The following is a 24225-nucleotide window of genomic DNA, read 5'->3' on the forward strand; positions in this document are numbered from 1 at the left end:
TTCAAGACGCCCCCATGAATACCCCTATCCCGCCCGATGCCCCCGATGCCGACGACGCGCCGCACGTGGTGAAGACCGAGTACAAGTTTTCCCACGTCACCACCCAGCGCTACCTCCCCACGCCGGGCAAGGCGCCGGGCTGGCCGTTCGCCGACATCGGCCAATGGAAGATCGATGCCAACGCCTCGGCCGACGACTGGGTCGCCGAGCTGAAGGATTGGCGCCGCGAGCACCTGACCCGCATCGGCTACGACGATGCCAACTACCGCCGGCCGGAACTGCAGTGGGCCCAGCGCAACTTCGTGCATGCGCAGGTGATGGTCGAAGACCGCTACCTCTACGATCCCGTCGCCGGGCGCTATACGGTCGATCGCTATCTCGATGACCTGGAAGCGCGTTACGGCGGCCTGGACAGCGTGCTGCTGTGGTGCGTGTACCCCAACATCGGCGTGGACGACCGCAACCAGTTCGACCTGGCGCGCAGCCTGCCGGGCGGATTGGAGGCCCTGCGCGGCGCCGTTGGCGATTTCCACCGCCGCGGCGTGCGCGTCTTCCTCACCACCATGCCGTGGGACAACGGCACGCGTGATGAAGGCGAACCGGACTGGCAGGCCATCGCGAAGATCGTCAAGGCGGTCGGTGCCGATGGCATCAATGGCGACACCTACAACGGTGTGCCGCGCGCCTTTTTCGATGCCTGTGATGCGCTGGGCCATCCGGTGGTGGTGCAGCCTGAATCCACGATCAGCGCCGAGGAGCACCTGATCTGGAACGTGCAGAGCTGGGGCAAGAAGGCGCCGAACGAGGTCGTGCCGCCGGTGGCGAAGTTCAAGTGGCTGGAACCGCGCCACATGATCAACTACGAGAACCGCTGGGGCCGCGACCGCAACCACGACCTGCAGTACATCTTCTTCAACGGCGTGGGCTACAACGCGTGGGAGAACGTCTGGGGCCTGTGGAACCAGCTGACCCCGCGCGACGCCGCGTCGCTACGCCGGATCGCCGCGATCTACCGCCGGTTTCCTTCGCTGTTCGTCAGCCTGGACTGGCGCCCGTACGAGCGCACGCTGCAGGCCGGCATCTTCGCCAGCCGCTTCCCGGGCGAAGGCCGCACACTGTGGACCCTGGTCAACCGCCATGAATACGCGATCGCCGGCGAACAGCTCGCCGTGCCGCATGTGGAAGGTACGCACTACTTCGATCTGTGGAACGGTACTCCGCTGCAACCACGCATCATCGACGGCCAGGCGATCCTGGAGACCGCGCTGGAAGGTCGTGGTTTCGGCGCGCTGCTGACGCTGCGCGACGGCACGCAAGAGGACGGTTTGGATGACTTCCTCACGCAGATGAAGAACGAAGCCGCCACGCCGCTGGCCTCGCTGTCGTCGCGGTGGACGGCATTGCCGCAGACCCTGCAGGCGATCGCTCCGACGGCGCCCCAGGCAACGGCGCCCGAGGGCATGGTGACGATTCCTGCTGGCGAGTTCCTGTTCGCCGTGCAGGGCATCGAGATCGAAGGGCAGGTGTGGGAAGGCGTGGACGTGCAGTACCCCTGGGAACCCACGGCGCGCCGCCACCATCGCCATCGCATGCAGGTCGCCGCCTTCCACGTCGACCGCCACCCGGTGACGAACGCGCAGTTCAAGGCCTTCATCGACGCGACGTCGTACGCCCCGCAGGATGCGCAGCATTTCCTGCGCGACTGGCGCAACGGCGCGCCGCAGGCGGGGTGGGAGCACAAGCCCGTCACCTGGGTGTCGTTGGAGGACGCGCGCGCCTACGCGGCATGGGCGGGCAAGCGCCTGCCGCACGGCTGGGAATGGCAGTACGCGGCGCAGGGCACCGATGGCCGGCTGTATCCGTGGGGCGATGCCTGGCGCGATGACGCGGCCCCGCCGGTATTCCGTGGACGCACGTTGCCGCCGCCGGCCGACGTGGGCGCGTATCCCGCCGGTGCAAGTCCGTTCGGTGTGATGGATCTGGTGGGCCACGTGTGGCAGTGGACGGACGAGTTCCACGATGAGCACACGCGCGCCGCCATCGTGCGCGGCGGCAGCGACTACGAGCCGCGTACCTCGCACTGGTATTTCCCGCAGGCCAAGCGCCTGGACCAGCACGGCAAGTTGCTGCTGATGGCGCCGGGCAAGGACCGCTCCGGGCGCATCGGGTTCCGCTGCGTGGTGGATGCCGCATGACGACGACGGCCTCCACTGCGTCGTCATCCGTCGTGCTTGGCGGTGTGCTCGGCGCCGCTCTCGACGCCAACCTGCGCGGCCGCCTGTCGCACTTCATCACGGCACCGGACAGTCCGGCCATCGTGCTGTTCTCGCCGGAGCATCGTGCGCGCAACACCGAGGGCGACTGGTACGGCGAGCACGCCGGCAAATGGCTGTCGGCCGCGGCGCGTGCCTTCGTGCGCAGCGGCGACACCACGCTGGGCGAACACCTGCGCAAGGTCGCCGACTACCTGCTCTCCGTGCAGGAAGCCGACGGCTACCTCGGCACGTACGCGGAAGAACGCCGCTTCATCCATCCGCAGCCGCCGAAGCCACCGAGCTGGGACGGCGCGCCGGCGCTGCGTACCTGGGATATCTGGGTGCACGCCTACCTGATCCTCGGCCTGGTCGAAACCGCGCGCGCGCTCCAGGATCCGCGCTACACGCAGGCGGCCGAACGCATCGCCGACCTGTGCGCACAGGCGCTGGCGTCGGGCATCGACATCACCACGCTCGGCAACCATCACGGCATGTCGGCCACGGTGCTGATGGACGCGGCATTGGAACTGCATGCGGAAACGGCGGCGCCGCGTTTCCTCGCGCTCGCGCAACGCGTGCTCGAACAGGCCAATGCGCATCCCGCGCTGCGCTTGCTGCCCGCGCTGGAGGCCGGCGCCGATGCCTCCGAGATCGCCACCGGCAAGGCCTACCAGCTGCTGTGGAACCTGGTCGCGCTGGTGAAGCTCTGCCGCGTCACCGACGATGCCGGCCTGCGCGATGCGCTGGAGCGCATCTGGCAGAACATCCGCGATCATCACCTGACCCTGGGCGGTGGTCCGTGGGGCGGCGTGGCGCACCGCTCGCGCGAGGTGTTCAACGCGCGTGGCAGTTTCAGTCCGAACGGCTACGTGGAAACCTGTTCGCTGCTGTCGTGGATCCAGTTCAACCGCGAGCTGCTGCAGCTCACCGGCGAAGCGCGCTTCGCCGAGGAGATCGAACGCACCGCCTACAACGACCTGCTCGGTGCGCAGGCGCCGGACGGCGAGGATTGGTGTTACTACTCCTTTCCCAACGGGAAGCGCGTGCACACCACCTACTGGCGCTGCTGCAAGTCCAGCGGCGCGATGGCGGTGGAGGAATTGCCGGCGCTGGCCTATGCCGTGGACGGCGACACCGTGCGCGTGCAGCTTTACGGTCCCGGCGAGGCGCGCTTGGCGCACCCGCTGGCTGGCGCCCTCGTGCTTCGCCAGCAGACCAGCTATCCGTTCGACGGCGAGGTGTCGCTGGACGTGCGCCCCGAACATGAAGCCACCTTCGAGCTGCGCCTGCGCATCCCGTCCTGGGCGGAAGGGGCCACGGTGTCGGTCAATGGCGAACCGGTCGATGCGGCGGTGGTGCCGGGCACCTTCCTCAGCCTGCGACGCCTGTGGCGCCGCGACGACCACGTCCAGCTGGCGTTCCCTCTACGGCCGGTCCTGCACCGGCAGGTGCTGCGCAACGTGCAGGAGTCGCGCGCGCCGGACGGCTCGGCGGTCCACCAGCAGGTGCTGGACCTGCATTACGTCGGGCTTACGCGCGGCCCGCTGGCCTACGCCACCGACCTGATCGATGGTTTCAAGACGGAGGAGACCATCCGTCTGCCCGACGGCCCGCAGGACGACTGGCTGCAGGTGCTGCCGGTCACCGATGGCGAAGAGGGCGCGGCCATCTCGTTGCAGCCTGCGAGCCGGTCGTCACCGCTGCTGTTCTGGCCGTATTACCGCGCCGGCGGCCGGCGCGACGGGGCGTGGCGGCTGACCTGGCTGTCATTGCCGCCGCCATGACCGCCCGCGCGCTCGCAAGAATTTGTGGCCGCAGAAGCTACGGCGGCTGGCTGTATCGCGCCGGCCACGTGGCACAGACTGGCCGTCGCCGTTGCGGCGACGGCTGAAGGAGCCTTCTTCCATGGACAATCCGTCTCCCTTCCGTTCGCGCCTGCGTACGGGCCCCGCCGGTCCGCTGAGCGGAGTGAAGGTGCTCGATCTCAGCGCCTACATCGCCGGGCCGTATGGCTGCACGCTGCTAGCCGACCAGGGCGCCGACGTGATCAAGGTCGAGCCGCCCGATGGCGACAACCTGCGCCAGTACCCCTCCACGCTGGAGCGCGAGAGCCGCGCCTTCCTCGGCGTGAACCGCAGCAAGCAGGGCATCGCGCTCGATCTGAAGCAGCCGAACGATCACGCCGCGCTGCTGCGCCTGGTGCGCGAGGCCGACGTGCTGGTGCACAACTTCCGTCCCAGCGTGCCGAGGCGGCTGGGCATCGATTTCGACAGTCTGACGGTGATCAACCCGCGCCTGATCTACTGCGCGGTGACCGGCTATGGCGAGACCGGCCCGATGAAGGACAAGGCCGGTTACGACCAGGTGCTGCAGACCATGACCGGCATGTGCACGCTGCAAGGCAAGCGTGGCGGTGCGCCGGAAATCATCTACGGCTCGGTAGTGGACTACTACGCGGCGGCGTTGCTGGCCGCCGGCGTGTCGTCGGCGCTGTACGAACGCGAACGCAGCGGGCGCGGCCAGTTCGTCGGCGTATCGTTGTTGCGCAGTGCGCTGACCATGCAGTCGGCGCGAATGATCTGGGCCGAAGGCGAAGCGCTCGACATCGGCCGCGACATGCGCTCCGGCGGCGTCACCGGCATTCATCCGGCGCGGGAAGGCTATCTGTATCTCTCCGCCAACACGCCACGTTTCTGGAAGGCGCTGTGCCGCCTGACCGGTCTCGATGCGCTGGCCGACGACCCGCGCTACGACAGCGTGCGCAAGCGCGCGGCACAGGCCGCCGAGATCGTCCCGCAATTGCACGATGCACTGCTCGCACGCACCGCGCAGGAGTGGGAAGCGCACTTCGGCGACGAGGTGCCCTGCGCGGCCGCGCGCCGCGTCGAAGACATGTTTGAGCATCCGCAGGTGCTGGCCGAGGACATGGTGGCCGAGATCGCGCACCCGGTGGTCGGTAGCTATCGTGGCGTCACCCGGCCGATCACCTTCGGGCGTACGCCGGGACCCGCGCCGTTCGCGGCGCCCGTGTTCGACCAGGATGCGGAGCACGTACTGGGCAGCGGCGGGAAGACGCGCGCCTCGGGCTGATCCTGAGTGCGGCTTTTTACGCCGAATTTACGGGGCGTCCGCCGCGGCGCATAGCGACTTTACGCGGCCCAGGACCAGACTTTCGCGGTCGGCGGAACTCCCTCCGCCTGGATCGCCTACATGTCTATCGCTTCCTCCGCTTCCCGCAGGCGCGTGCCTGCGTTCGTCGTTTCCTCCTTCACCGCCGGCCTCCTGATGGCCATGGCGACGTCGGCGAGTGCCGCCACGTTCAATGGCTCGGGCGCCATCACCACCGACTACGTCTGGCGCGGCACCACCCAGACCCAGGGCGACCCCGCCGTGCAGGCCGGCTTCAAGGCCACGGCCGATAACGGCCTGTACGGGTCGATCTGGGGCTCTAACGTCGAGTTCGCCCCGGAGACCAAGGCCAGCAGCGAGCTGGACGTCACCGTGGGCTGGGGTGGCGCGCTGTCGGACGACTGGGCGCTCGACGTCAACCTGACCCACTACCGCTACCCGTCCACCACCGTCGACCTCGATTGGACCGAGGCCATCGGCACGCTGACCTGGAAGCAGAACTACTGGGCACAGCTGGGCTACTCCACCGAAGCGCTGGCGACGGATGAAGCCGGCGCCTACGCGCAGCTCGGCGCCAAGTTCCCCTTGGGCGAGCAGGTGCGCCTGGAAGCCGCCGCCGGTTACTACTGGCTCGAGGACGCCTACGACGACAACTACGCACACGCGCAACTCGGTGCGGTGTGGGCGTTCAAGGCCCCGTTCGAGTTGCGCGTCACCGCGCACGCCACCGACAGCAGCGCCAAGACGCTGTTCCCGGGGCTGGCGGGTTCGCGCGTGGAAGCGGCGCTGCAAGCCTCGTTCTGATCGCCGCCATGTTCACCGACTTCCTCCACCTGTCGTTGTCGCTCGTCGGCGTCCTCGCCGGCGCCGGTCTGATGTTCCTGTTGATCACGCGGCGCGAACGCGCGCCGATGGATGACTCCCATGACTGAATTCTTCCTTGTTTTCGCGCTCGCGATCGCGCTGGGATGGCCGCTGGGCCGCTACCTGGCCGCGGTGATGCGCGGCGCCCCGATGCGTGGCGACCGCCTGTTCGGCGTCATCGAACGCCCCCTATACCGCCTGCTGGGCGTCGATCCTGCGCAGGGCATGGGCTGGAAGGGCTATGCCAAGGCCTTCCTGCTCAGCAACCTGGTGTTGGGCGTGATCGTCTGGGTCGTCCTGATGACCCAGGCCTGGCTGCCGCTCAATCCGAACGGCATCCCCAACATGCGCTGGGACCTGGCGCTGCACACGATGGTGTCGTTCCTGACCAACACCAACCAGCAGCACTACTCCGGCCAGGCGCAGCTGTCGTACCTGGCGCACGCCAGCGCGATCGTCGGCCTGCAGGTGATCACGCCGATGATGGGCTTGGCCCTTGTTGCCGCCACCTTGCGCGGCCTGTTCGGCGGACGCGAGAAGAACACCGCGACAACGAACGCTAACGGTGATGCCGATGTCGGCAACTACTGGGCCGACGTGATCCGTCCGACCGTGCGCTTCCTGCTGCCGCTGTGCCTGGTGTGGTCGCTGGCGCTGACGAGCCAGGGCGTGCCGGCCACGTGGAGCGGTGGTCCGGTCGCCACCCCGATCGACGCGAGCGCGGAGATGGCCGAGCAGAAGATCCCCCTGGGACCCGTCTCGCCGATGGTCGCGGTGAAGCAACTGGGCACTAACGGCGGCGGCTGGTACGGCCCCAACAGCGCGGTGCCGCTGGAAAACCCGACGCCGTTCTCCAATCTGCTGGAAACGCTGGCCATCATCCTGATCCCGGTCAGCATCGCCTTCATGGTGGGTGGCTTCACCGGGCGCAAGAAGTTCACTGCCCTAGTGTTCGGCACCATGCTGACGATGTCGGTGATCTCCACGGGCGCGGCGGTCTGGTCGGAAAGCTACTCCGCCACGTCCACCGACATCGCCTTGATGGAAGGCAAGGAAGTGCGCTTCGGCTCAACTCCATCCGCGCTGTGGGCCGCCGTGACCACGCAGACGTCCAATGGCTCCGTCAACGCGATGCACGACTCGCTGGCGCCACTGACCGGCCTGGTGACGATCAGCAACATGCTGGTGAACAGCATCTGGGGTGGCATCGGTTGTGGTCTGCAGCAGTTCCTCGTCTACCTGCTGCTCAGCGTATTCCTCGCCGGTCTGATGACCGGGCGCACGCCCGAGCTGTTCGGTCGCAAGATCGAAGCGCATGAAGTGAAGCTGCTGGCCGCGCTCGTGCTGCTGCAGCCGCTGGCGCTGTTGGCCTTCACGGCGATGACCTTGGCCGTGCCGTCGATCACCGGCAATTCCAACCCGTCGTTCCATGGCATCAGCCAGGTGTTCTACGAGTACACCTCGGCGTTCGCCAACAACGGTTCCGGTTTCGAAGGCCTGGGCGATGCGACGTATTGGTGGAACCTCAGCACGTCGTTGATGCTGGCGCTGGGCCGCTACCCCGCACTGATCATCCCGCTGGCCATCGCCGGATCGCTGGCGCGCAAGCGCGCCACGCCCGAAGGCCCAGGCACCCTCCAGGTGGAAACCCCGACCTTCGCGCTCACCCTGATCGCCGTGGTCGTCATCCTGACCCTGCTGCAGTTCATGCCCGTGCTGGTCCTCGGCCCCGTCGCCGACCACCTGGCCCTGAGCGCGCTCTGAGAACACCGACATGACTTCGTCCTCCCGTTCCGCCGGCCGTGCGCCGGCCCTGCTCGACAGCGCGGGGTTCCGCGCTGCCGTCATCGGCTCCTTCACCAAGCTGGCCCCGCAGCACGCCTTCAAGAACCCGGTCATGGCCGTGGTATGGCTGGGCACGCTGCTGACCGCCGGCCTCACCCTGGCCGGCACCACCCCACCGGGCATCGGCGGGTCGGTAACCCTGCTGTTGTTCGTCACCGTGCTGTTCGCCAACTTCGCCGAAGCGGTCGCCGAAGCGCGTGGCCGCGGTCAGGCAGCGTCGCTGCGCCGCGCCCGCAAGGACCTCGTCGCGCGTCGCATCGATGCGCCGCTGGGCGGTGCCGAGCGGCGGATTCCCGCGGCCGACCTGAGGCCCGGTGATTACGTCATCGTGTCCGCTGGCGAACAGATCCCGGCCGACGGCGAAATCGTCAAGGGCCTGGCCACCATCAACGAGTCCGCCGTCACCGGCGAGTCGGCTCCCGTGCTGCGCGAAGCCGGCACCGACCGCAGCGGCGTGATCGGCGGCACCAAGGTGCTGTCCGACGCGATCGTGGTGAGGGTCACCGCAGAGCCTGGGCACAGCTTCCTGGACCGCATGATCTCGCTGGTCGAAGGCGCCAACCGCCAGAAGACGCCGAACGAGATCGCGCTGGGCCTGCTGCTGCTGACGATGACGCTGACCTTCCTGATCGTGGTGATCTCGCTGCCCTTCATCGCGGGATTCGTGGGTGCGAAGCTCGATCCGCTGCTGCTGGTCGCGCTGCTGGTCTGCCTGATCCCGACCACCATCGGCGGCCTGTTGCCGGCCATCGGCATCGCCGGCATGAACCGCGCGCTGGCGGCCAACGTGCTGGCCAAGTCGGGCAAGGCGGTGGAAGTGGCGGGCGACGTCGACGTCCTGCTGCTCGACAAGACCGGCACGATTACGCATGGCGACCGCCAGGCCACGCTGTTCCATGCGCTGGCCGGCGTCGACCGCGAGCAGCTGCGCGATGCCGCCATGCTGTCCTCGCTGGCCGACCCCACGCCGGAGGGCAAGTCGATCGTGAAGCTGGCGCGCGAGCAGGGCGCCACGCTGGCCGATCCCGAGCGCGCGCAGTTCGTCGCCTTCACCGCCCAGACCCGCATGTCCGGCGTGGACCTGCCGGACGACGGCCGCGGCCACGCTCGCGTGATCCGCAAAGGCGCGATGGACGCAATCCTGGCGCACGTGAAGGCGCTCGGCGGCGATGCGCCGGCCGAACTCACCGCGCGCGTCGAGCAGGTCGCCCGCAACGGCGCCACCCCGCTGGTGGTCAGCGACGGCAACCACGTGCTCGGCGTCGTCGAACTCTCCGACGTGGTCAAGCACGGCATCAAGGAAAAGTTCGCCCACATGCGCGCCATGGGCATCCGCACGGTGATGATCACCGGCGACAACCCGCTGACCGCCGCGGCCATCGCCGCCGAAGCCGGCGTCGACGACTACATCGCCGAGGCGCGTCCTGAGGACAAGCTGGCGCGCATCCGCCAGGAACAGGCGGGTGGCCGTCTCGTCGCCATGGTCGGCGATGGCACCAACGACGCCCCCGCGCTGGCGCAGGCCGACGTCGGCCTGGCGATGAACTCCGGCACGCAGGCGGCGAAGGAGGCCGGCAACATGGTCGACCTCGATTCCGATCCGGCGAAGTTGCTAGAGGTCGTCGAAGTCGGCAAGCAGCAGCTGATCACGCGCGGCGCGCTGACCACGTTCTCGCTGGCCAACGACGTGTCGAAGTACTTCGCGATCCTGCCGGCGCTGTTCGCCGCGGCGATTCCTTCGATGGGCGCATTGAACGTGATGCAGCTGTCCAGCCCGACCAACGCGGTGCTGGCGGCGCTGATCTTCAACGCCATCATCATCCCGCTGCTGATCCCGCTGGCGTTGCGCGGCGTTCGCTTCCGCCCGGCCGGCGCCACCGCGCTGCTGCGCCAGAACATGCTGGTCTACGGCGTGGGCGGCGTGCTGCTGCCGTTCGCCGCGATCAAGCTCATCGACCTGTTGCTGGCCGCCATCGCCGGCGCCTGAGGACTTCCCATGAACACCGCTTCCGCTTCTTCTCCCGCCGCCGCGCCGGTCTGGCGTCCAGCTCTCGTGCTGGCCGGCGTGGCGTTGCTCGGCTTCGGCCTGCTGTACTCGCTGGCGGGTGCCGGCCTGGGTTCGTTGTTGTTCCCGCACCAGGCCGGCGGCAGCCTGATCGAACGCGACGGCCAAGTGATCGGCTCGTCGCTGGTCGCGCAGCCGTTCGCCGACGACCGCTACTTCCAGTCGCGTCCATCGGCCGCCGGCTATGACGTGATGGCGCTGGCCGGCAGCAACCAGGCACGCACCAACCCCGATCTGCGCAAGCGCATCGACGAAGCACGCGCCGCCGTGGCCTCCCGCGAAGGCGTGACGGCCGACGCGGTCCCCAGCGATCTGGTCACCCAGTCCGGCGGCGGCATCGATCCGCACTTGTCGCCGGCCGCCATCCAGCTCCAGATCGCCCGTGTCGCCCGCGCCCGCGGCCTGCCGGTCAGCGAGGTCCAACGCGTTGTGGCCGAGCACACCGAGGCGCCGCAGTTCGGCCTGTTGGGCGCCCCGCGCATCAATGTGCTGGAACTCAACCTGGCCTTGGATGAGCCTCGCAAGCCGGAGTGAGCCACCATGAACCACGATCGATGTCCAAAGGGCCTGGCCGGCCACAAACGGCGCCTTTGCGCCTGGCGTCGCGAGATGGTGTTTCGCGCCCTGCTGTTCGCGGCCGCCGCCGGCTACGCGGTCGTCATCGTGGCCCTGGCCCACAACGCGCCTGCGGGCTGACCGTTGCGCTGCTGGCGCGGGTAGAAGAAGTCAATCAGGCGATGTGGGTGCGCGGCCCTCGCCCCGCGTGCGGGGAGAGGGTGCCGAAGGCGGGTGAGGGGCGACGGCGCCGCGGGCTTCGATGTCCCACCCTGCATCGAGTGTCGGGATGTTGGTCGGCCGTCCTCAAAAACGTTCCGTGTTCCGAACATGCACTGCCTCCGCTCGCCCCTCATCCGCCCGCTGGGCACCTTCTCCCCGTGAACGGGGAGAAGGCAAAACAATGCCGCGGTCGAGGATGGTGTTTGCGGTGCCGGACAAATTCTCAATGCCGTCGAACCAAATTCGTCGGCTGTCGAGGCGTTCAAGTGAGATGACCAAGAAACCTTCTCCGACGACGAAGCAAAAAGGTGCGCTGTCGGAGAAATTTTCTCTGTGCACGCAGCTCATAAGTGAGCTGACGAAGAAATTTTCTCCGGCAGCGGAGCTCAAAGCTGAGATGACGGAGAAAATTTCTCCGGCTGCCGAGCTAAAAACTGAGATGACGAAGAAAGTTTCTTCGACGCCGAACCATAATGGTGCGTGCGCGAGGCTTTCAGGTGAGACGACGAGGCTTATTGCTTCGATGGCGAACCAGCAAGGTGCGCCGTCGAAGAAAGTTTCCTTGCAGACGAAGCCTTTTTTCTTCGCTGCCGGAGAAATTTTCCTTGACGACCCTGCCTGTCTCGTCACGGGCAGACCCGGACACGCGTCCCGGTCGGACGGGAGCGCCGGCAAGGCGCCGGATATCCTGCGTACCCCGATGTCATCTGGCGTCATCCCGCCTCGTCGCCCTCGACGTGACATGACAACAGGCAGAATATCCCCATGACCGACGCCCGACATCGCCAGGCCGATGCCCTGATCGACCACCTGCAGCGTGAGCAGGGTGGGCGGCTGACCATCTTCCTGGGGGCCGCGCCCGGGGTCGGCAAGACCTACACCATGCTGTCGCGGGCGCGCGAACTGCGTCGGCAGGGCAAGGACGTGGTGGTCGGCATCGTCGAGACGCACGGGCGGGGCGAGACTGCCGCCCAGACCGAGGGGCTTGAGATCCTGCCGCGTCGCCGCGTGTCCTACCAGGGCCGTTGGCTGGACGAGATGGACCTGGACGCGCTGCTGGCGCGTCGTCCGCAGATCGCGCTGGTGGACGAACTGGCGCACCGCAATGCCCCCGGCAGCCGCCACGAGCGGCGCTGGCAGGACGTGATCGAGCTGCTGGACGCCGGCATCGACGTCCACACCACGATCAACATCCAGCACCTGGAAAGCCTCAACGACGTCGTCCACCGGATCACCGGCGTGCGCGTCAGCGAGACCGTGCCCGACGTCGTGTTCGACCGCCTGCGCGACATCGTGCTGGTGGACCTGCCGCCGCGCGAGCTGATCGAACGCCTGCACCAAGGCAAGGTCTATCTGCCGGAACAGGCGTCGCAGGCGCTGCAGGCCTTCTTCTCGCCGTCCAACCTGATCGCGTTGCGCGAGCTGGCCATGCAGACCGCGGCCGACCGCGTCGACGCCGACCTGCGTGAAGACCAGGCTGCGCGCGGCCTGCCGGGCATGCCGCTGCGGCGGCGCGTGCTGGTGGCCATCGACGGCCGCGGCCAGTCCGAGTACCTGGTGCGGGCCGCACGCCGCATCGCCGAACGGCGCGATGCACCGTGGAGCGTGGTGACCGTGCAGGTGTCGGACGCGGTGGACGAGGCGCAGCAGCGCGAGATCGACCAGGCCTTCGCGCTGGCGCGCAGGCTGGGCGCGGACACCGAGGTGCTGCGCGGCGCGCGCATTCCCGATGCGCTGCTCGATCACGCCACCCAGAGCGGCGCATCGACGCTGGTGCTGGGGCGCACGCGCGAGCGGCCGTTCGCGCGCATGATCAACCGCACGCTGACGCAGCAGATCCTGCAACGCGGCGCGCACTACGAGCTGGTCATCATCAGTACGCCGGAAGCGCGGGCGCGCGCGCGCCGCGGCACGCCCGGCCTGAGCGGCTGGCTGCCGCGCCACGAGCTGGGCTTCGCCGCGATGGCGTCGGTCCTGTCGGTGGGCGTGGCCTGGCTGGCCGAACGTTGGGTAGGACTGGACGACCTGTCGATGGTCTTCATCGTGGCGGTGGTGTTGGTGGCCTCGCGCACGCGCATGACCGCCGCGGTGGTCGCAGCGCTGTTGAGCTTCCTGGCCTACAACTTCTTCTTCATCGAGCCGCGCTTCACATTCAACATCGGCGCGCGCCAAGGCGTGACCACGGTGTTCCTGTTCCTGGTCGCGGCGCTGGTCGCCGGACGCCTAGCGTCGCGCCTGCGCATGCAGGTGGTGGCGCTGCGCGCGTCAAACGCGCAGGCCACGGCCTTGCAAGCGCTGGGCCGCGAACTGACCGGCGCGGCCGATCTCGGCCAAGTGCTGGCTGCCGGCCGCAAGGCGCTGGAGCGCGCGCTGGCCGCCGATGCCTGGTTGCGTGTGCAGGGGCGCGAAGAACCCGTCGACGCCACGCTGAGCGAGATCGACCGTGCCGCCGCCGACTGGGCGCAGCAGCACGGACAGGCGACCGGGCGCCACACGGACACGTTGGCCGGCGCGAGCCGCTGGTTCCTGCCGCTGCGCGGTGACCGCGGCACCTTGGGTGTGCTCGGCCTGCGGCTGGACGATGGCGCGACGCGCTTGCTGCCGGAACAGCGACGGCTGGCGGAGGCGATGGCCGAAGACATCGCACAGGCCGTCGTGCGCACGCGGCTGGTGGCCGAACTGGAAGATGCGCGCGTCAGTGGCGAGACCGAACGCCTGCGCTCGGCGCTGCTGTCGTCGGTCTCGCACGACCTGCGTTCGCCGCTGGCCTCGATGATCGGTTCGGCGAGCAGCCTGGCCAGCTACTGGGATGCGATGGGCGAAGCCGACCGTCGCGGCCTGCTCGACACCATCCAGCAGGAAGGCGAGCGGCTGGACCGCTACATCCAGAACCTGCTCGACATGACGCGGCTGGGTCACAGCGGACTGACCCTCAACCGCGACTGGATCGGCGTCGACGAACTGCTCGGATCTGCCGTATCGCGCCTGCAGCGCTACCAGCCCGACGTACGCGTGCAGACCACGGTGGCGCCGGACGTGCCGACGATCTGGGTGCACCCAGCGCTGATCGAGCAGGCGGTGTTCAACGTGCTGGAGAACGCCGCGAAGTTCTCGCCGCCGGACGAACCGGTGCAGATCGACGCGAAGCTCGCCGACGGCGCGCTGCGCATCGATGTGCGCGACCGCGGCCCCGGCATCCCGGAAGACGAGCGCGCGCGCATCTTCGACATGTTCTACAGCGTGGAACGCGGCGACCGCGGCCGCCACGGCACCGGCTTGGGCCTGGCGATCTGCCAGGGCATGGTGGGCGCGCACGGCGGCAGCGTGCAGGCGTTGCCGGGACCGGATGGCCGCGGCACGGTGATCCGGATTACCCTGCCGCTGCTGACGCCCACGCCGCAGGAACCGGCTTGACCTACACCGCACCACCGCCCGCATCCGCGCCGCCGGCGCGCATCCTGGTGATCGACGACGAGCCGCAGATCCGGCGCTTCCTCGACATCAGCCTGCGCGCGCAGGGCTATGTGGTGGCGCTGGCCGAGAGCGGGCGCGCCGGGCTGGCGGAGCTGGCCGCGCACGGCGCCGATCTCGTCGTGCTCGATATCGGCCTGCCGGACTTGGATGGTCACGATGTGCTGCGCGAGTTACGCCAGTGGTCGCCGGTGCCGGTGATCATGCTGACCGTGCGCGACGGCGAAGCCGAGAAGGTCGCCGCGCTCGATGGTGGCGCCAACGACTACGTCACCAAACCGTTCGGCGTGCAGGAACTGATGGCGCGCATCCGCAGCCTGCTGCGCGCGCGCATCGCCCCGGCCGACGCCGCGATGCCGCTGTTCGACGACGGCCACCTGCACGTCGACCTGGGCCGCCGCGAAGTCACGCTCGACGGCGAACCCGTCGTCCTGAGCCGCAAGGAATTCGCCCTGCTCGCCCTGCTGCTACAACACGCCGGCCGCGTGGTCACCCAACCGCAACTGCTGCGCGAACTCTGGGGCCCGACCCACCAGGACGACACCCATTACCTGCGCATCCTCGTCGGCAAGTTGCGGCAGAAGCTGCATGACGATGCCACCGCTCCGCGCTACATCGCGACGGAGCCCGGGGTGGGGTTGAGGTTTATTGCGAGGGAGTGAGACGTAGCGCGCGCGTCGTCTCGGCGTGCGATGAGTATGTTCGCAACTTCATTCGTTTACTTCGCGCAGGTACTTCCCGCCGTCCGATCAAGCGGGTAACGTCGGCGTGCAACAGGGGTCGCCGACCGTTCCACGTCGGAATCGGGAGGCAAACACAACGTCGAACCCGTCGTCGCGCTGCATTCCGGGCGCGCGCGATGTCGGCGTGTGTGGATCGTGGCTCAACCCAACGTATGGACCGACCGATGAAACGGATCTTCGTGGCAACGACGCTGTTCCTGGCCACATTCCCGACCATCGCAATGGCGCAGACCGCGGGCAAGTTCGCCTGGCAGACGGTCGAAGACCGTTTGAAGGCCTCACAGAGCGTCGCGGCCCTGGGCCCCAACTTCGCGGGCGATGCCGTCAGCCTGTCCAATGGCGCACTGTCCTTCAGTGCGACCGACGTGAGCCTGCCCGGCAACAGCAGCCTGGAGGTGGCGTTCTCCCGCAGCTACGCCGTCCGCAACCGGAAAGACACCGCAACGGACGAGATGCTCGCGGATTGGGTGGTCGAGCTACCGAACATCTCCGGGGTTTTCACGACCGACTGGATCGTGCCCGGGGCATCGCCCGGGAACCGATGTTCCGACACCTCGCTCCCGCCGCTTCCCGGCAATGGGTACATCTACTCCGACTACTGGCAAGGCCTGAGCATTTCGCTTCCCGGCGGGGGAGGGGGCGACCTGCTCGCAACGCGCAATGGCATCACCCAGCCGACGACGGGAGGCCCTTACCCCTGGGTCACCGAGAGCGGCACCGTCCACCTGAGCTGCCTTTCCAGCATCAAGAACGGATCGGGGCAGGGATTCCTCGCGGTGCTGCCCGATGGGACGAAGGTCTGGTACGACTGGATGGCGCAGTTCTTCGAAACCTCGATGAAGGGCAACCAGGTCAATGTCTCGGGCGGCACCCCGATGTACTGGATCCAGCAACGTAGACGGAACGCGTTGTACGCGACGCGTGTCGAGGACCGCTTCGGCAACTACGTGACCTACACCTACAGCAATGCCTGGAACGCACCCGGCAAGCTCACCGGCATCCAGGGAAGCGACGGCCGCCAGATCACCGTCAACTATGCCGGCGGCACGATCTCCAGCATTACCGACGGCACCCGGACGTGGACGTATGGCTACGTGACGGCGCCGAGCGGGCGGCGGTCGCTGAGCTCCGTGGCGCTGCCGGATGGGAGTGCGTGGAGCATCCAGTTCACGCCCTTCACCGATGCGGAAATCAAGTACAACGAGGCGGCGTTCGGCGAGCCGTTGCGAAGCTGCACGATGGTGGAGACGCCGCTCAACTACGCCCAGACCTTCGTCGGCAGCATCACCCATCCGGCGGGCGCGACCGGGACCTTCAGCGTCAACATCCAGGAGCACGGGCGCAGCCAAGTGCCCGTGGCCTGCGGGCGGGTGACGACCACGCCCGTGGGCGCACCGCCCGGCAGTGGCAACAACACCAACGATGACCTGAACCTCTTCGCGATCTCGGCCAACAGCTTGACGCTGGTCCAGAAACAGGTCACCGGCCCCGGCCTCGAGACGGCCACCTGGAACTACTCTTACGCGCCCAACGTCAACGTGTACCGCTACCCCGGGACCACCCGGATGTATCCGGTATGCGACTGGGCGAACTACGACTGTTCTCAGCCCCCGTGCACCTCCGACAGCTGCGCCACGCCCAGCATCACGGTGGTGACGGGGCCGGGTGGAGAATGGAACCGCTACTACTACGGCAACACCTACCTCTACAACGAAGGCAAGCTGCTGCGGGAAGAGTCCGGCACATCGGCCGAGAATGTCCTGCGCCGTGTGGCCTATACCTACGACCTCAGCCTGACGGACCAGGCGTATCCGGCATGGCATGGTGCGAGCCGGAAAATGAACAACGACGGATTCCAGGGCGCATTCCATCGACCCCTGGTGAAGAAGACCATCGACCAGCAGACGACCCGGTTCACGTACCAGGTCAACACGTTCGACGTCTTCGCGCGGCCGACCAACGTGTCGCGCTTCACCGGGCCGGAAACACCGCTGCCGGCGTTTCCGACACCGCCCGCGCCGCCGGTGCCGCCCACGCCACCCGCCATCCCCGTCCTGTCGGGCCCGTCCACCGCTCAGACCGGAACTTCCTTCTTGATGAGCTGGACGGCTGTCGCGGGCGCGACCCACTACGTGCTAGAGCGTCGATGGGGCACGGCATCGATCAACATCAGCTACAACGGCCCAAACCTGAGCACGAACGTGCTCGCCCACACCGCGGGCACGCACCGTTTCAGGATCGCCGCCTGCACGCCCGAGGTCTGCAGTGCGTACTCGGCCGAGAAGGTAGTGAGCATCAGTGGGTCGGGCGGCGGCGGGTTTGATCCGTAGCCTGATTCGAAACCAGGGTTATCTGCAGATTCAAGGATGGGGGCGTGGGAATGATCGCAAGGACATGGGGGCTGTCGTTGGTGGGATTGGTGCTGGGTGCGGTGGCGCCCCTCGCTTGGGCCATCGATTCGATCAGCTATGGCGAGCAGGTGATCGGTCCGCAAAAGCACGCCATCAATGTGCGTGCGCTGGGGCCCGATGCGTTCGGTGAGGAGATCAGTGCTTACACGGGCGGCATCTCCTTCAGCCAGACGGACGTGGCACTACCCGGCAACAGCGCGCTGGAGGTGGCCATACGGCGTCGGCTGGTGGTGGATGGCAACAAGTCACCGACCAAACCGAACGACGAGAATCTGTGGCGGGGCTACATGTTCGGCGAGTGGGAGCTGGACCTTCCCTATCTGAGCGGAACGTATTCCGAATCCCAGGGATGGGTCGTCGACACGGCGACGCCGAATGCGCGCTGTTCCTCCCCCACAACGTTCAACCAGGTTCGTCCGAAGGATGTCGCGATCGGCGATGTCTACTTCACCAGCTACAGCTTCTGGAACGGCATCAGCCTGAATGTCCCCGGTGCCGGTGAACAGGGATTGCTGCATCGCCCGGCGGGCGGCTCGTTACCGATGCCCACCGGAAGCTGGACCCCGCTGACGACGCGCAATCAATGGCACTTCGCCTGCCTTGCCGCGCCACTGGCGAGTGGGCACGCCGGCGAAGGCTTCTTGGGACTGGCGCCGGACGGGAGCAAGTACTGGTTCAACTGGATGGTCAGCTATTCGGAGCGGCCTTTGCACGGGACTGGCGTCATTGAGCTCCAGACCGGAACTCGAAGGGTTCACGCCGATCTGACCCGCAAGGTCTATCGCCTGTACGCGACACGTGTCGAAGACAGATTCGGCAACTACGTGACCTACGCATGGAGTGGCGGCAACCTGACGTCCATCACCGCCAGCGACGGGCGCAGCATCTCGTTGGCATATACCAACGGAAGAGTCAGCTCGGTCACCGCGGGGTCGCAGGTATTCCAGTACGCCTATGCCGACGGGCTTCTTTCGTCGGTCACACTGCCGGACAGCAGCTTCTGGGCTTTCTCCACGGCACCTGCCGTGAACATTGCGCGATTCGTCCCGCTGTCCGATGCGAACCCCTTCGACCACCCGTTTTCATGCCAGTTGATGCGACGACTGAAGGGCGATGAAGCCGACATCGTCATGACGCACCCGGCCGGCATCCAGGGCACCTTCAGGCTCGCGTACAAGCGGCACATGCGGACCAACCTGGATGGATCCACGCTGGATTGCGATTACCTCAATGGCGTCGAGAACAACGGCGTGGCGTCCCCGACGACCTTCTGGTCGCATATGCCGCGCATCCCCAACCGGTCCGATGTGCTGGCGTTGAAAACCAAGACGATGGTGGGGCCGGGCGTACCCAGCCAGACCTGGACCTATCAGCACGTGGACTCCTATGCGGTGACCCCGGGTTGGCCCGTTGCCGGGACCCGCGCGGTGACGACGACCGATCCCGATGGCACCAGCACCGTGGAAGTCTATGGCACCGATGCGCTCGCCAACGAGGCGCAGTTGCTGAGCCAGGAAGTACGCGATACGTCGAATGCCGTGCTGCGTCGGGTAGACAACACCTACGTGCAGACCTCCGAGATGGCGTCCATGCCGTTCCCGGACTGGATGGGTCAGCCCCTGGCGTATGAGTTCATCCGTGGGCGCTCGGACTACAACCGACCCATGAAACGCTCGGTGATCCGCCAGCAGGCGCGCGATTTCATCTATCAGGTGGATACGTTCGACGTGCTGGTACGCCCCACACAGACCACCCGCAAGAGCCAGCCCAGCCCATGAATTGCCTTCACAAGGAGAATGAAGTGAAGAGTCTTCCCGAAGCCAAGAAGCGGACTGGCGCCTCGAATGCGCTGGGCCATGCCCTCGTGCTGGCCCTTGTTGCCTGGGCGCCACAGCTCGCGCAAGCGCAGACCTACACCCGTACCGACGAGATCGTTTACCACGACAACCTGACGAAGTGGGTTCTGGGTCAACAGGTCTCCAGCACAAACGTCAATACGGGCGTAGTGGAGTTCAGGACCGATTACGACCCGACAACAGCCATGCCCCTGCGCAAATACGGCCCAGGCACCGCTGCGACGCCGGGCAAGCTCGTGCAGACCGCGACGTACTACGCCGACGGTACGTTGGCGACGGTCAAGGACGGCAACAACAACGTCACCACGTTGACGGACTGGTACCGCGGCATCCCCCGGACCATCCAGTACGCCGACGGCGCGGTCGAGAGCGCCACCGTCAATCCGCAGGGTTGGATCACTTCGGTCACCAATACGGCGGGCAGCAAGACCTGCTACGGCTACGACGCTATGGGTCGCGTGAACCTGATCACTCAGACGTCGGAGACAACCCCCGGAGTCTGTGACACGTCAGCCTGGAATCAAACCGTATTGACGTTCGTCAATGTAGGAGTGACCGAATACGGCATCCCAGCTGGCCACTGGAGGCAGACGGTTACGACCGGGAATGCCGTCAAGATCAATTACTACGACGGGCTGTGGCGCCCGCTGGTGACGCGTGAGTACGACGCAGCCAACGAAACGGCGACAAAGCGCTTCCAGCGGTTCACTTACGACCATGATGGGCGAGTGACGTTCGCTTCATATCCGGGCACGACCGATGCACTGACCACAGGAACCTGGACTACCTACGACGCGCTGGGCCGTGTGAAGGTGTCGTCGCAGGACAGCGAACTGGGCGTGCTCACGACGACCACGACCTATGCGTCGGGTTTCCAGACCCACGTGACCAATCCGCGCAACTACACCACGATCACGGAGTACCAGGCCTACGATCAGCCGAGCTACGACAGCCCCACGGGCGTCACCCAGTCCGCGGGAGTGGATACCGCCGCGACGGAAATCCATCGCGACGTGTTCGGAAAGCCGCAGCGCATCCGCAAGCGCAACGCGGATGGCAGCCTGTTCGTGGATCGGCACTATGGCTACAACGACTACCAGGAGCTGTGCCGTTCCGAAGAGCCTGAGACCGGCACCACGCTGATGGGGTACGACACGGCGGGCAACCTGAAATGGTCATCCTCCGGTCTCCCCACAGGTCAGGCCTGCGAGCCGAATGGGACGACGGCAGCGGTAGCCGCCAGGCGGAGCGATCGCACCTACGACAGTAGGAATCGCCTGCAAGATCTAGCGTTCCCGACCGGCAGCGGAAACCAGACCTGGCAGTACTGGGCCGACGGCTTGCCTCGCAAGATCACGACGCACAACGATGCTTTGAACGCCGGCGTGGTCGAGAACGACTACGTATACAACAAGCGCCGGCTGCTGACGGGTGAGAGCTCGACCCAATTGGGTTGGTACACGTGGAGTATTGGATACGGTTATGACAGCAACGGCAGCCTGTCCACACAAACCTATCCCACGGGGCTCGTGATCAGCTACGGCCCGAACGCATTGGGGCAGGCGACTCGCGCGAGTGACCAGACCGGCTACAGCTATGCGCACGGTGCCACGTACTACCCGAATGGCGCGCTCAAGCAGTTCACTTACGCGAACGGTCTGACGCATTCGATGGCGCAGAATGCGCGGCAACTCCCGGACCGGGTCACGACAAGCGGTCTGGCGATGGACTTCAGTTATCGCTATGACGCCAACGGCAACGTGAATCAGATCTATGATCACGTTCCTGACATGATCCCGGGAAGCTCTCCAAAGTACCGGCTCATGGAGTACGACGGACTGGACCGCTTGACGGCAGCAGGCTCTGCCATGTTCGGAGGAGATCATTGGCACCGGTTCACGTACAACGCACTGGACAACATGACGTCCTGGAAGTTGGCAGGCGTGAAGGACTACGCCGAGTACGTCTACAGCCCACAGAACCGCCTGGCCAACATCAAGAATAGTGCTGGCGCCAGTATTGTTGCCTTTGAGTATGGGCCGCAGGGCAATCTAGCGACCAAGAATGGCCAGACCTACCAGTTCGATTACGGCAACCGCCTGCGTTCGGTCGTCAACAAGGAGAACTACCGGTACGACGGTCATGGTCGGCGGGTCTTGGCATGGGACGTCGCGTCCACGCAAAGCATTCTGTCTATGTATTCGAATGCTGGTCAGGTCATGTACCAGGAGGACTACAAGAACGGCAAGAACCAAGAGAATATCTATCTAGCCGGCAGCATCATTGCGATTCGCGAGTGGTCACACGCGGAACAGTCATATTCGGCCAAGTTCCAGCACACGGATGCACTAGGCAGCCCGGTCGCGGTGACCAACCAGGCCGGCGCGGTCATCGAGCGTAACGATTACGAGCCCTACGGCGCCATCATCGGCAAGCCGACCTATCAGGGCATCGGCTATACGGGGCATGTGCAGGATGGGGCTACCGGCCTGACGTATATGCAGCAGCGGTATTACGATCCGCAGGTGGGGGCATTCCTGAGCGTGGATCCGGTGACGTCGTTTGGTTCTCCTGTCGCGCAGTTTCATCGCTATCGATACGCGAATAACAGCCCTTATATGTTCGTCGATCCTGATGGTCGACAGTCACTTTGCTCGGGCAGCCAAGCTAAGCGTTGCAAAGCAGTTATCGAGATGGATGATCTCGGTACAGGTCCACCGTCGACAAACCACCAATTCCATAACGGACGAGGGGGAGAGGCAGCACCAGCGGGTTCATCAGGGAAAGCCCAGGATGAGATGGAGGGGTGTGATGTACTCGACGACTATTGCGGCAGCAGTTGGCGAGATGGAACGAACGCTAAAAATGGGTTAATCGCGTCCGTCGGGTTCGCTATTCCCGGGGGCTGGCTTCGTGGTCTGGCCGCGAGGTTAGGCATAGGGGCGGCAGAGGGTGTCGCGTTCGGTGCACTGTCCAATGCCGGTAGATTTGGGGTCCAGCCGTACTCTAGTTTGCGATCTGCTCTGCAAGGTACGGGCCTACAGGCTCACCATATAATTGAGCAACGCTTCGCGATGGTTCTTGGGCAAAGCCCTAGGCAAATGCTATCAGTTGCAGTAACGCCAGCTGAGCATCAAGTTTTTACAAATGCTTGGCGAGCAGCAATACCTTATGGTGCAGGCACAGCGACCGCTACGCGACAGCAAGTGATGAATGCGGCCCGACAAATATATGCCGACTACCCAGCCATTCGTTCCGCTATAGGTTTGTGAAATGCGCGTAATACACAGAATATCTTTGAGCGCTACGCCCAGTGTGGTTGCTGTGCTCGATGCTCTCGGAGTGAAAGATAGGAAGATTGAGCCCGTTACGAAGCTGCTCACATTTGAGGTGGACGAGGACCACACTTCTTGGGCGGAAATCTCATCATTCTCGACTAGGATGAATGCGGTCGACATTGCAAGGACTGAGTTTGCAAAGGGGGAGTTGAATCGAGCAGGTTGGCTCGAGATGAAAGGCGCGTGGCATTGTGGTTACCCGCAGCCAGATGAACTTTTGTTTGGTTACCTAGATGCAACATATGATTTGTCTAGTTATTGCAAAATTTGCGGGGTCGGTCTTCAGCAGCGGGCGCCGTTTCAAATGAAGGCTGTACCCAAATGGGGAAGGCGCGCATTCGCCCAGTTGATATGGGTTTGGGATGAAATATTTGTTCCTCCAGAGGTCTGGCTTGACCTTAATGAGCGCTTTGGAATTAAGAGCATTCCCGTGCTAGACATGCATCGAAATGTTCTCGATGGCGTGGTTCAACTAGAATTTCGAGATATCGTCGATATCGAAGTGAAGGATTTGGTTGGCATGCATTGTCAGAATTGTGGCCGAATCAAGTACAATTCGCCTCAGCGCGGCGAGTTTCCGACATTGCTCGAGACTCCGTCGGATTGCATCGCTCGAACGAAACAGTACTTTGGCAGTGGCTCAGCTGCTTTTATGGGAATGGTTGCGAAATCTACGGTCTTTGAGTTTGTTCGTGACCAGAAACTGAGGGGGCTGGATTTCAGGCCCGTCGCAGGGACTTCTACGCGCTGAGACAGCCAGAATTGGGGTGAGCTCGCAACCCCCGACACGTCCGACGATCGCGAGGCATGTAGCCAGCACCCTGCATTTGAAGCGTGGGGTCAGACTGTCTTGCTGACAGTGGCTGAGGCGATCGACTACAAGCATGGCCGGCGTATGGGCATCGGATCGGTCATTGATCACGCCGCCCGAAGAGGCGAATGGCAGCCCACGCTCAATCCCGCGCAGCGGTAGCACCCTGTTCAACCAAGTACGCGCGTACCGCCGGATCCATTGCCTGATTCAATGGCGTGCGCCACCGCCCCAGGCAGCCGTCCGCTTCCACACCCAGATTGACGTTGGCGCCGTGCTGTACGAGATAGCGGACCGTTGGCAGATGGCCGGCGCGTGCGGCATTGATCAGTGGTGTTTCGTCGTAGGTCACCACGCGATTCACGTCCGCACCGGCCTCGACCAGCCGTTCGACTACCGGCTGCAGCCCTAACCGGGACGCGACGATCAGGGGATTCCCCTCGCCGAGGGATGCTCTGTCGGGATCAGCACCGAGCTTGAGTAAGGCGTCGACCGTGTCCAGGTTGCGCGAACGCACCGCCTGGATCAGCGGTGTCACCCCGTGGAGCAACCGCGAATTGACATCCGCGCCGCCCGGGATCTGATTTGACCGAGCCAGGGATGGCATGGAGATCCATTGGGCGGGAGTAGGGGTCGAGAGCCCCACGCTACAATGCGCAC

Annotated in this window: 16 protein-coding genes; 14 read left to right on the forward strand and 2 right to left on the reverse strand. The window is 65.5% G+C overall.

Annotated features, from left to right (window positions below):
* Window positions 1-14 precede the first annotated feature (14 nt).
* From AC23D6_RS02995 to AC23D6_RS03030, 8 genes are all read left to right on the forward strand, one after another.
* Window positions 15-2195, forward strand: coding sequence for a formylglycine-generating enzyme family protein (locus AC23D6_RS02995; protein WP_487751357.1), 2181 nt, complete (start codon window positions 15-17; stop codon window positions 2193-2195).
* Entirely contained in the window at window positions 2192-4039 is a 1848-nt protein-coding gene (locus AC23D6_RS03000; RefSeq protein ID WP_487751358.1) for a glycoside hydrolase family 127 protein, read from the forward strand. Before AC23D6_RS02995 ends, AC23D6_RS03000 begins: the two co-directional genes overlap by 4 nt.
* Before the next feature lie 121 nt (window positions 4040-4160).
* Window positions 4161-5345, forward strand: a complete 1185-nt coding sequence (locus AC23D6_RS03005; protein ID WP_487751359.1) for a CaiB/BaiF CoA transferase family protein — start codon at window positions 4161-4163, stop codon at window positions 5343-5345.
* Between the two features lie 120 nt (window positions 5346-5465).
* A complete protein-coding gene (locus tag AC23D6_RS03010; protein ID WP_487751360.1) occupies window positions 5466-6188 on the forward strand; it encodes a TorF family putative porin in 723 nt (240 codons plus the stop codon).
* 120 nt (window positions 6189-6308) lie between these two features.
* The gene (gene kdpA, locus AC23D6_RS03015; protein WP_487751361.1) at window positions 6309-8012 is read left to right on the forward strand and encodes a potassium-transporting ATPase subunit KdpA; all 1704 of its coding nucleotides are present in this window, start codon (window positions 6309-6311) and stop codon (window positions 8010-8012) included.
* 10 nt (window positions 8013-8022) lie between these two features.
* On the forward strand, window positions 8023-10080 hold the full coding sequence (gene kdpB / locus AC23D6_RS03020; protein ID WP_487751362.1) for a potassium-transporting ATPase subunit KdpB: 2058 nt from the start codon (window positions 8023-8025) through the stop codon (window positions 10078-10080).
* A gap of 9 nt (window positions 10081-10089) precedes the next feature.
* Complete coding sequence (gene kdpC, locus AC23D6_RS03025; protein ID WP_487751363.1) at window positions 10090-10692, forward strand: potassium-transporting ATPase subunit KdpC; 603 nt, start codon at window positions 10090-10092, stop codon at window positions 10690-10692.
* Between the two features lie 6 nt (window positions 10693-10698).
* Window positions 10699-10854, forward strand: a complete 156-nt coding sequence (locus AC23D6_RS03030) for a hypothetical protein (protein WP_487751364.1) — start codon at window positions 10699-10701, stop codon at window positions 10852-10854.
* A gap of 165 nt (window positions 10855-11019) precedes the next feature.
* Here AC23D6_RS03030 and AC23D6_RS03035 read toward each other — a convergent pair whose 3' ends face one another.
* Complete coding sequence (locus tag AC23D6_RS03035; RefSeq protein ID WP_487751365.1) at window positions 11020-11652, reverse strand: hypothetical protein; 633 nt, start codon at window positions 11650-11652, stop codon at window positions 11020-11022.
* A 48-nt stretch (window positions 11653-11700) separates the two neighbouring features.
* On the opposite strand from AC23D6_RS03035, the gene AC23D6_RS03040 reads away from it, so the two are divergent.
* From AC23D6_RS03040 to AC23D6_RS03065, 6 genes are all read left to right on the forward strand, one after another.
* On the forward strand, window positions 11701-14349 hold the full coding sequence (locus AC23D6_RS03040) for an ATP-binding protein (RefSeq protein WP_487751366.1): 2649 nt from the start codon (window positions 11701-11703) through the stop codon (window positions 14347-14349).
* Window positions 14346-15068 carry a response regulator gene (locus tag AC23D6_RS03045; protein ID WP_487751367.1) on the forward strand — a complete coding sequence of 241 codons (723 nt, stop codon included), beginning with the start codon at window positions 14346-14348 and terminating at the stop codon, window positions 15066-15068. Before AC23D6_RS03040 ends, AC23D6_RS03045 begins: the two co-directional genes overlap by 4 nt.
* A gap of 245 nt (window positions 15069-15313) precedes the next feature.
* A complete protein-coding gene (locus AC23D6_RS03050) occupies window positions 15314-17479 on the forward strand; it encodes a hypothetical protein (protein ID WP_487751368.1) in 2166 nt (721 codons plus the stop codon).
* A 44-nt stretch (window positions 17480-17523) separates the two neighbouring features.
* A complete protein-coding gene (locus AC23D6_RS03055) occupies window positions 17524-19338 on the forward strand; it encodes a hypothetical protein (protein ID WP_487751369.1) in 1815 nt (604 codons plus the stop codon).
* Window positions 19339-19361: 23 nt separating this feature from the next.
* Complete coding sequence (locus AC23D6_RS03060; RefSeq protein WP_487751370.1) at window positions 19362-22688, forward strand: RHS repeat domain-containing protein; 3327 nt, start codon at window positions 19362-19364, stop codon at window positions 22686-22688.
* Between the two features lie 169 nt (window positions 22689-22857).
* Window positions 22858-23505: a hypothetical protein gene (locus tag AC23D6_RS03065; RefSeq protein ID WP_487751371.1), complete on the forward strand. Its 648-nt coding sequence runs from the start codon at window positions 22858-22860 to the stop codon at window positions 23503-23505.
* 202 nt (window positions 23506-23707) lie between these two features.
* Here AC23D6_RS03065 and AC23D6_RS03070 read toward each other — a convergent pair whose 3' ends face one another.
* Entirely contained in the window at window positions 23708-24172 is a 465-nt protein-coding gene (locus AC23D6_RS03070; RefSeq protein ID WP_487751372.1) for an ankyrin repeat domain-containing protein, read from the reverse strand.
* Window positions 24173-24225 lie beyond the last annotated feature (53 nt).

The sequence above is a fragment of the Pseudoxanthomonas sp. G3 genome (genome assembly GCF_057654715.1).

What these genes read in the sequence shown, in the direction of transcription:
- AC23D6_RS03065 (WP_487751371.1), top strand. Translation starts at nt 22,858, where the DNA reads ATGAATGCGGTCGACATTGCAAGGACTGAGTTTGCAAAGGGGGAGTTG.
- AC23D6_RS03000 (WP_487751358.1), top strand. Translation starts at nt 2,192, where the DNA reads ATGACGACGACGGCCTCCACTGCGTCGTCATCCGTCGTGCTTGGCGGT.
- kdpB (WP_487751362.1), top strand. Translation starts at nt 8,023, where the DNA reads ATGACTTCGTCCTCCCGTTCCGCCGGCCGTGCGCCGGCCCTGCTCGAC.
- AC23D6_RS03005 (WP_487751359.1), top strand. Translation starts at nt 4,161, where the DNA reads ATGGACAATCCGTCTCCCTTCCGTTCGCGCCTGCGTACGGGCCCCGCC.
- AC23D6_RS03035 (WP_487751365.1), bottom strand. Translation starts at nt 11,652, where the DNA reads ATGACGCCAGATGACATCGGGGTACGCAGGATATCCGGCGCCTTGCCG.
- AC23D6_RS03030 (WP_487751364.1), top strand. Translation starts at nt 10,699, where the DNA reads ATGAACCACGATCGATGTCCAAAGGGCCTGGCCGGCCACAAACGGCGC.
- AC23D6_RS03010 (WP_487751360.1), top strand. Translation starts at nt 5,466, where the DNA reads ATGTCTATCGCTTCCTCCGCTTCCCGCAGGCGCGTGCCTGCGTTCGTC.
- AC23D6_RS02995 (WP_487751357.1), top strand. Translation starts at nt 15, where the DNA reads ATGAATACCCCTATCCCGCCCGATGCCCCCGATGCCGACGACGCGCCG.
- AC23D6_RS03070 (WP_487751372.1), bottom strand. Translation starts at nt 24,172, where the DNA reads ATGCCATCCCTGGCTCGGTCAAATCAGATCCCGGGCGGCGCGGATGTC.
- kdpC (WP_487751363.1), top strand. Translation starts at nt 10,090, where the DNA reads ATGAACACCGCTTCCGCTTCTTCTCCCGCCGCCGCGCCGGTCTGGCGT.
- kdpA (WP_487751361.1), top strand. Translation starts at nt 6,309, where the DNA reads ATGACTGAATTCTTCCTTGTTTTCGCGCTCGCGATCGCGCTGGGATGG.
- AC23D6_RS03050 (WP_487751368.1), top strand. Translation starts at nt 15,314, where the DNA reads ATGAAACGGATCTTCGTGGCAACGACGCTGTTCCTGGCCACATTCCCG.
- AC23D6_RS03040 (WP_487751366.1), top strand. Translation starts at nt 11,701, where the DNA reads ATGACCGACGCCCGACATCGCCAGGCCGATGCCCTGATCGACCACCTG.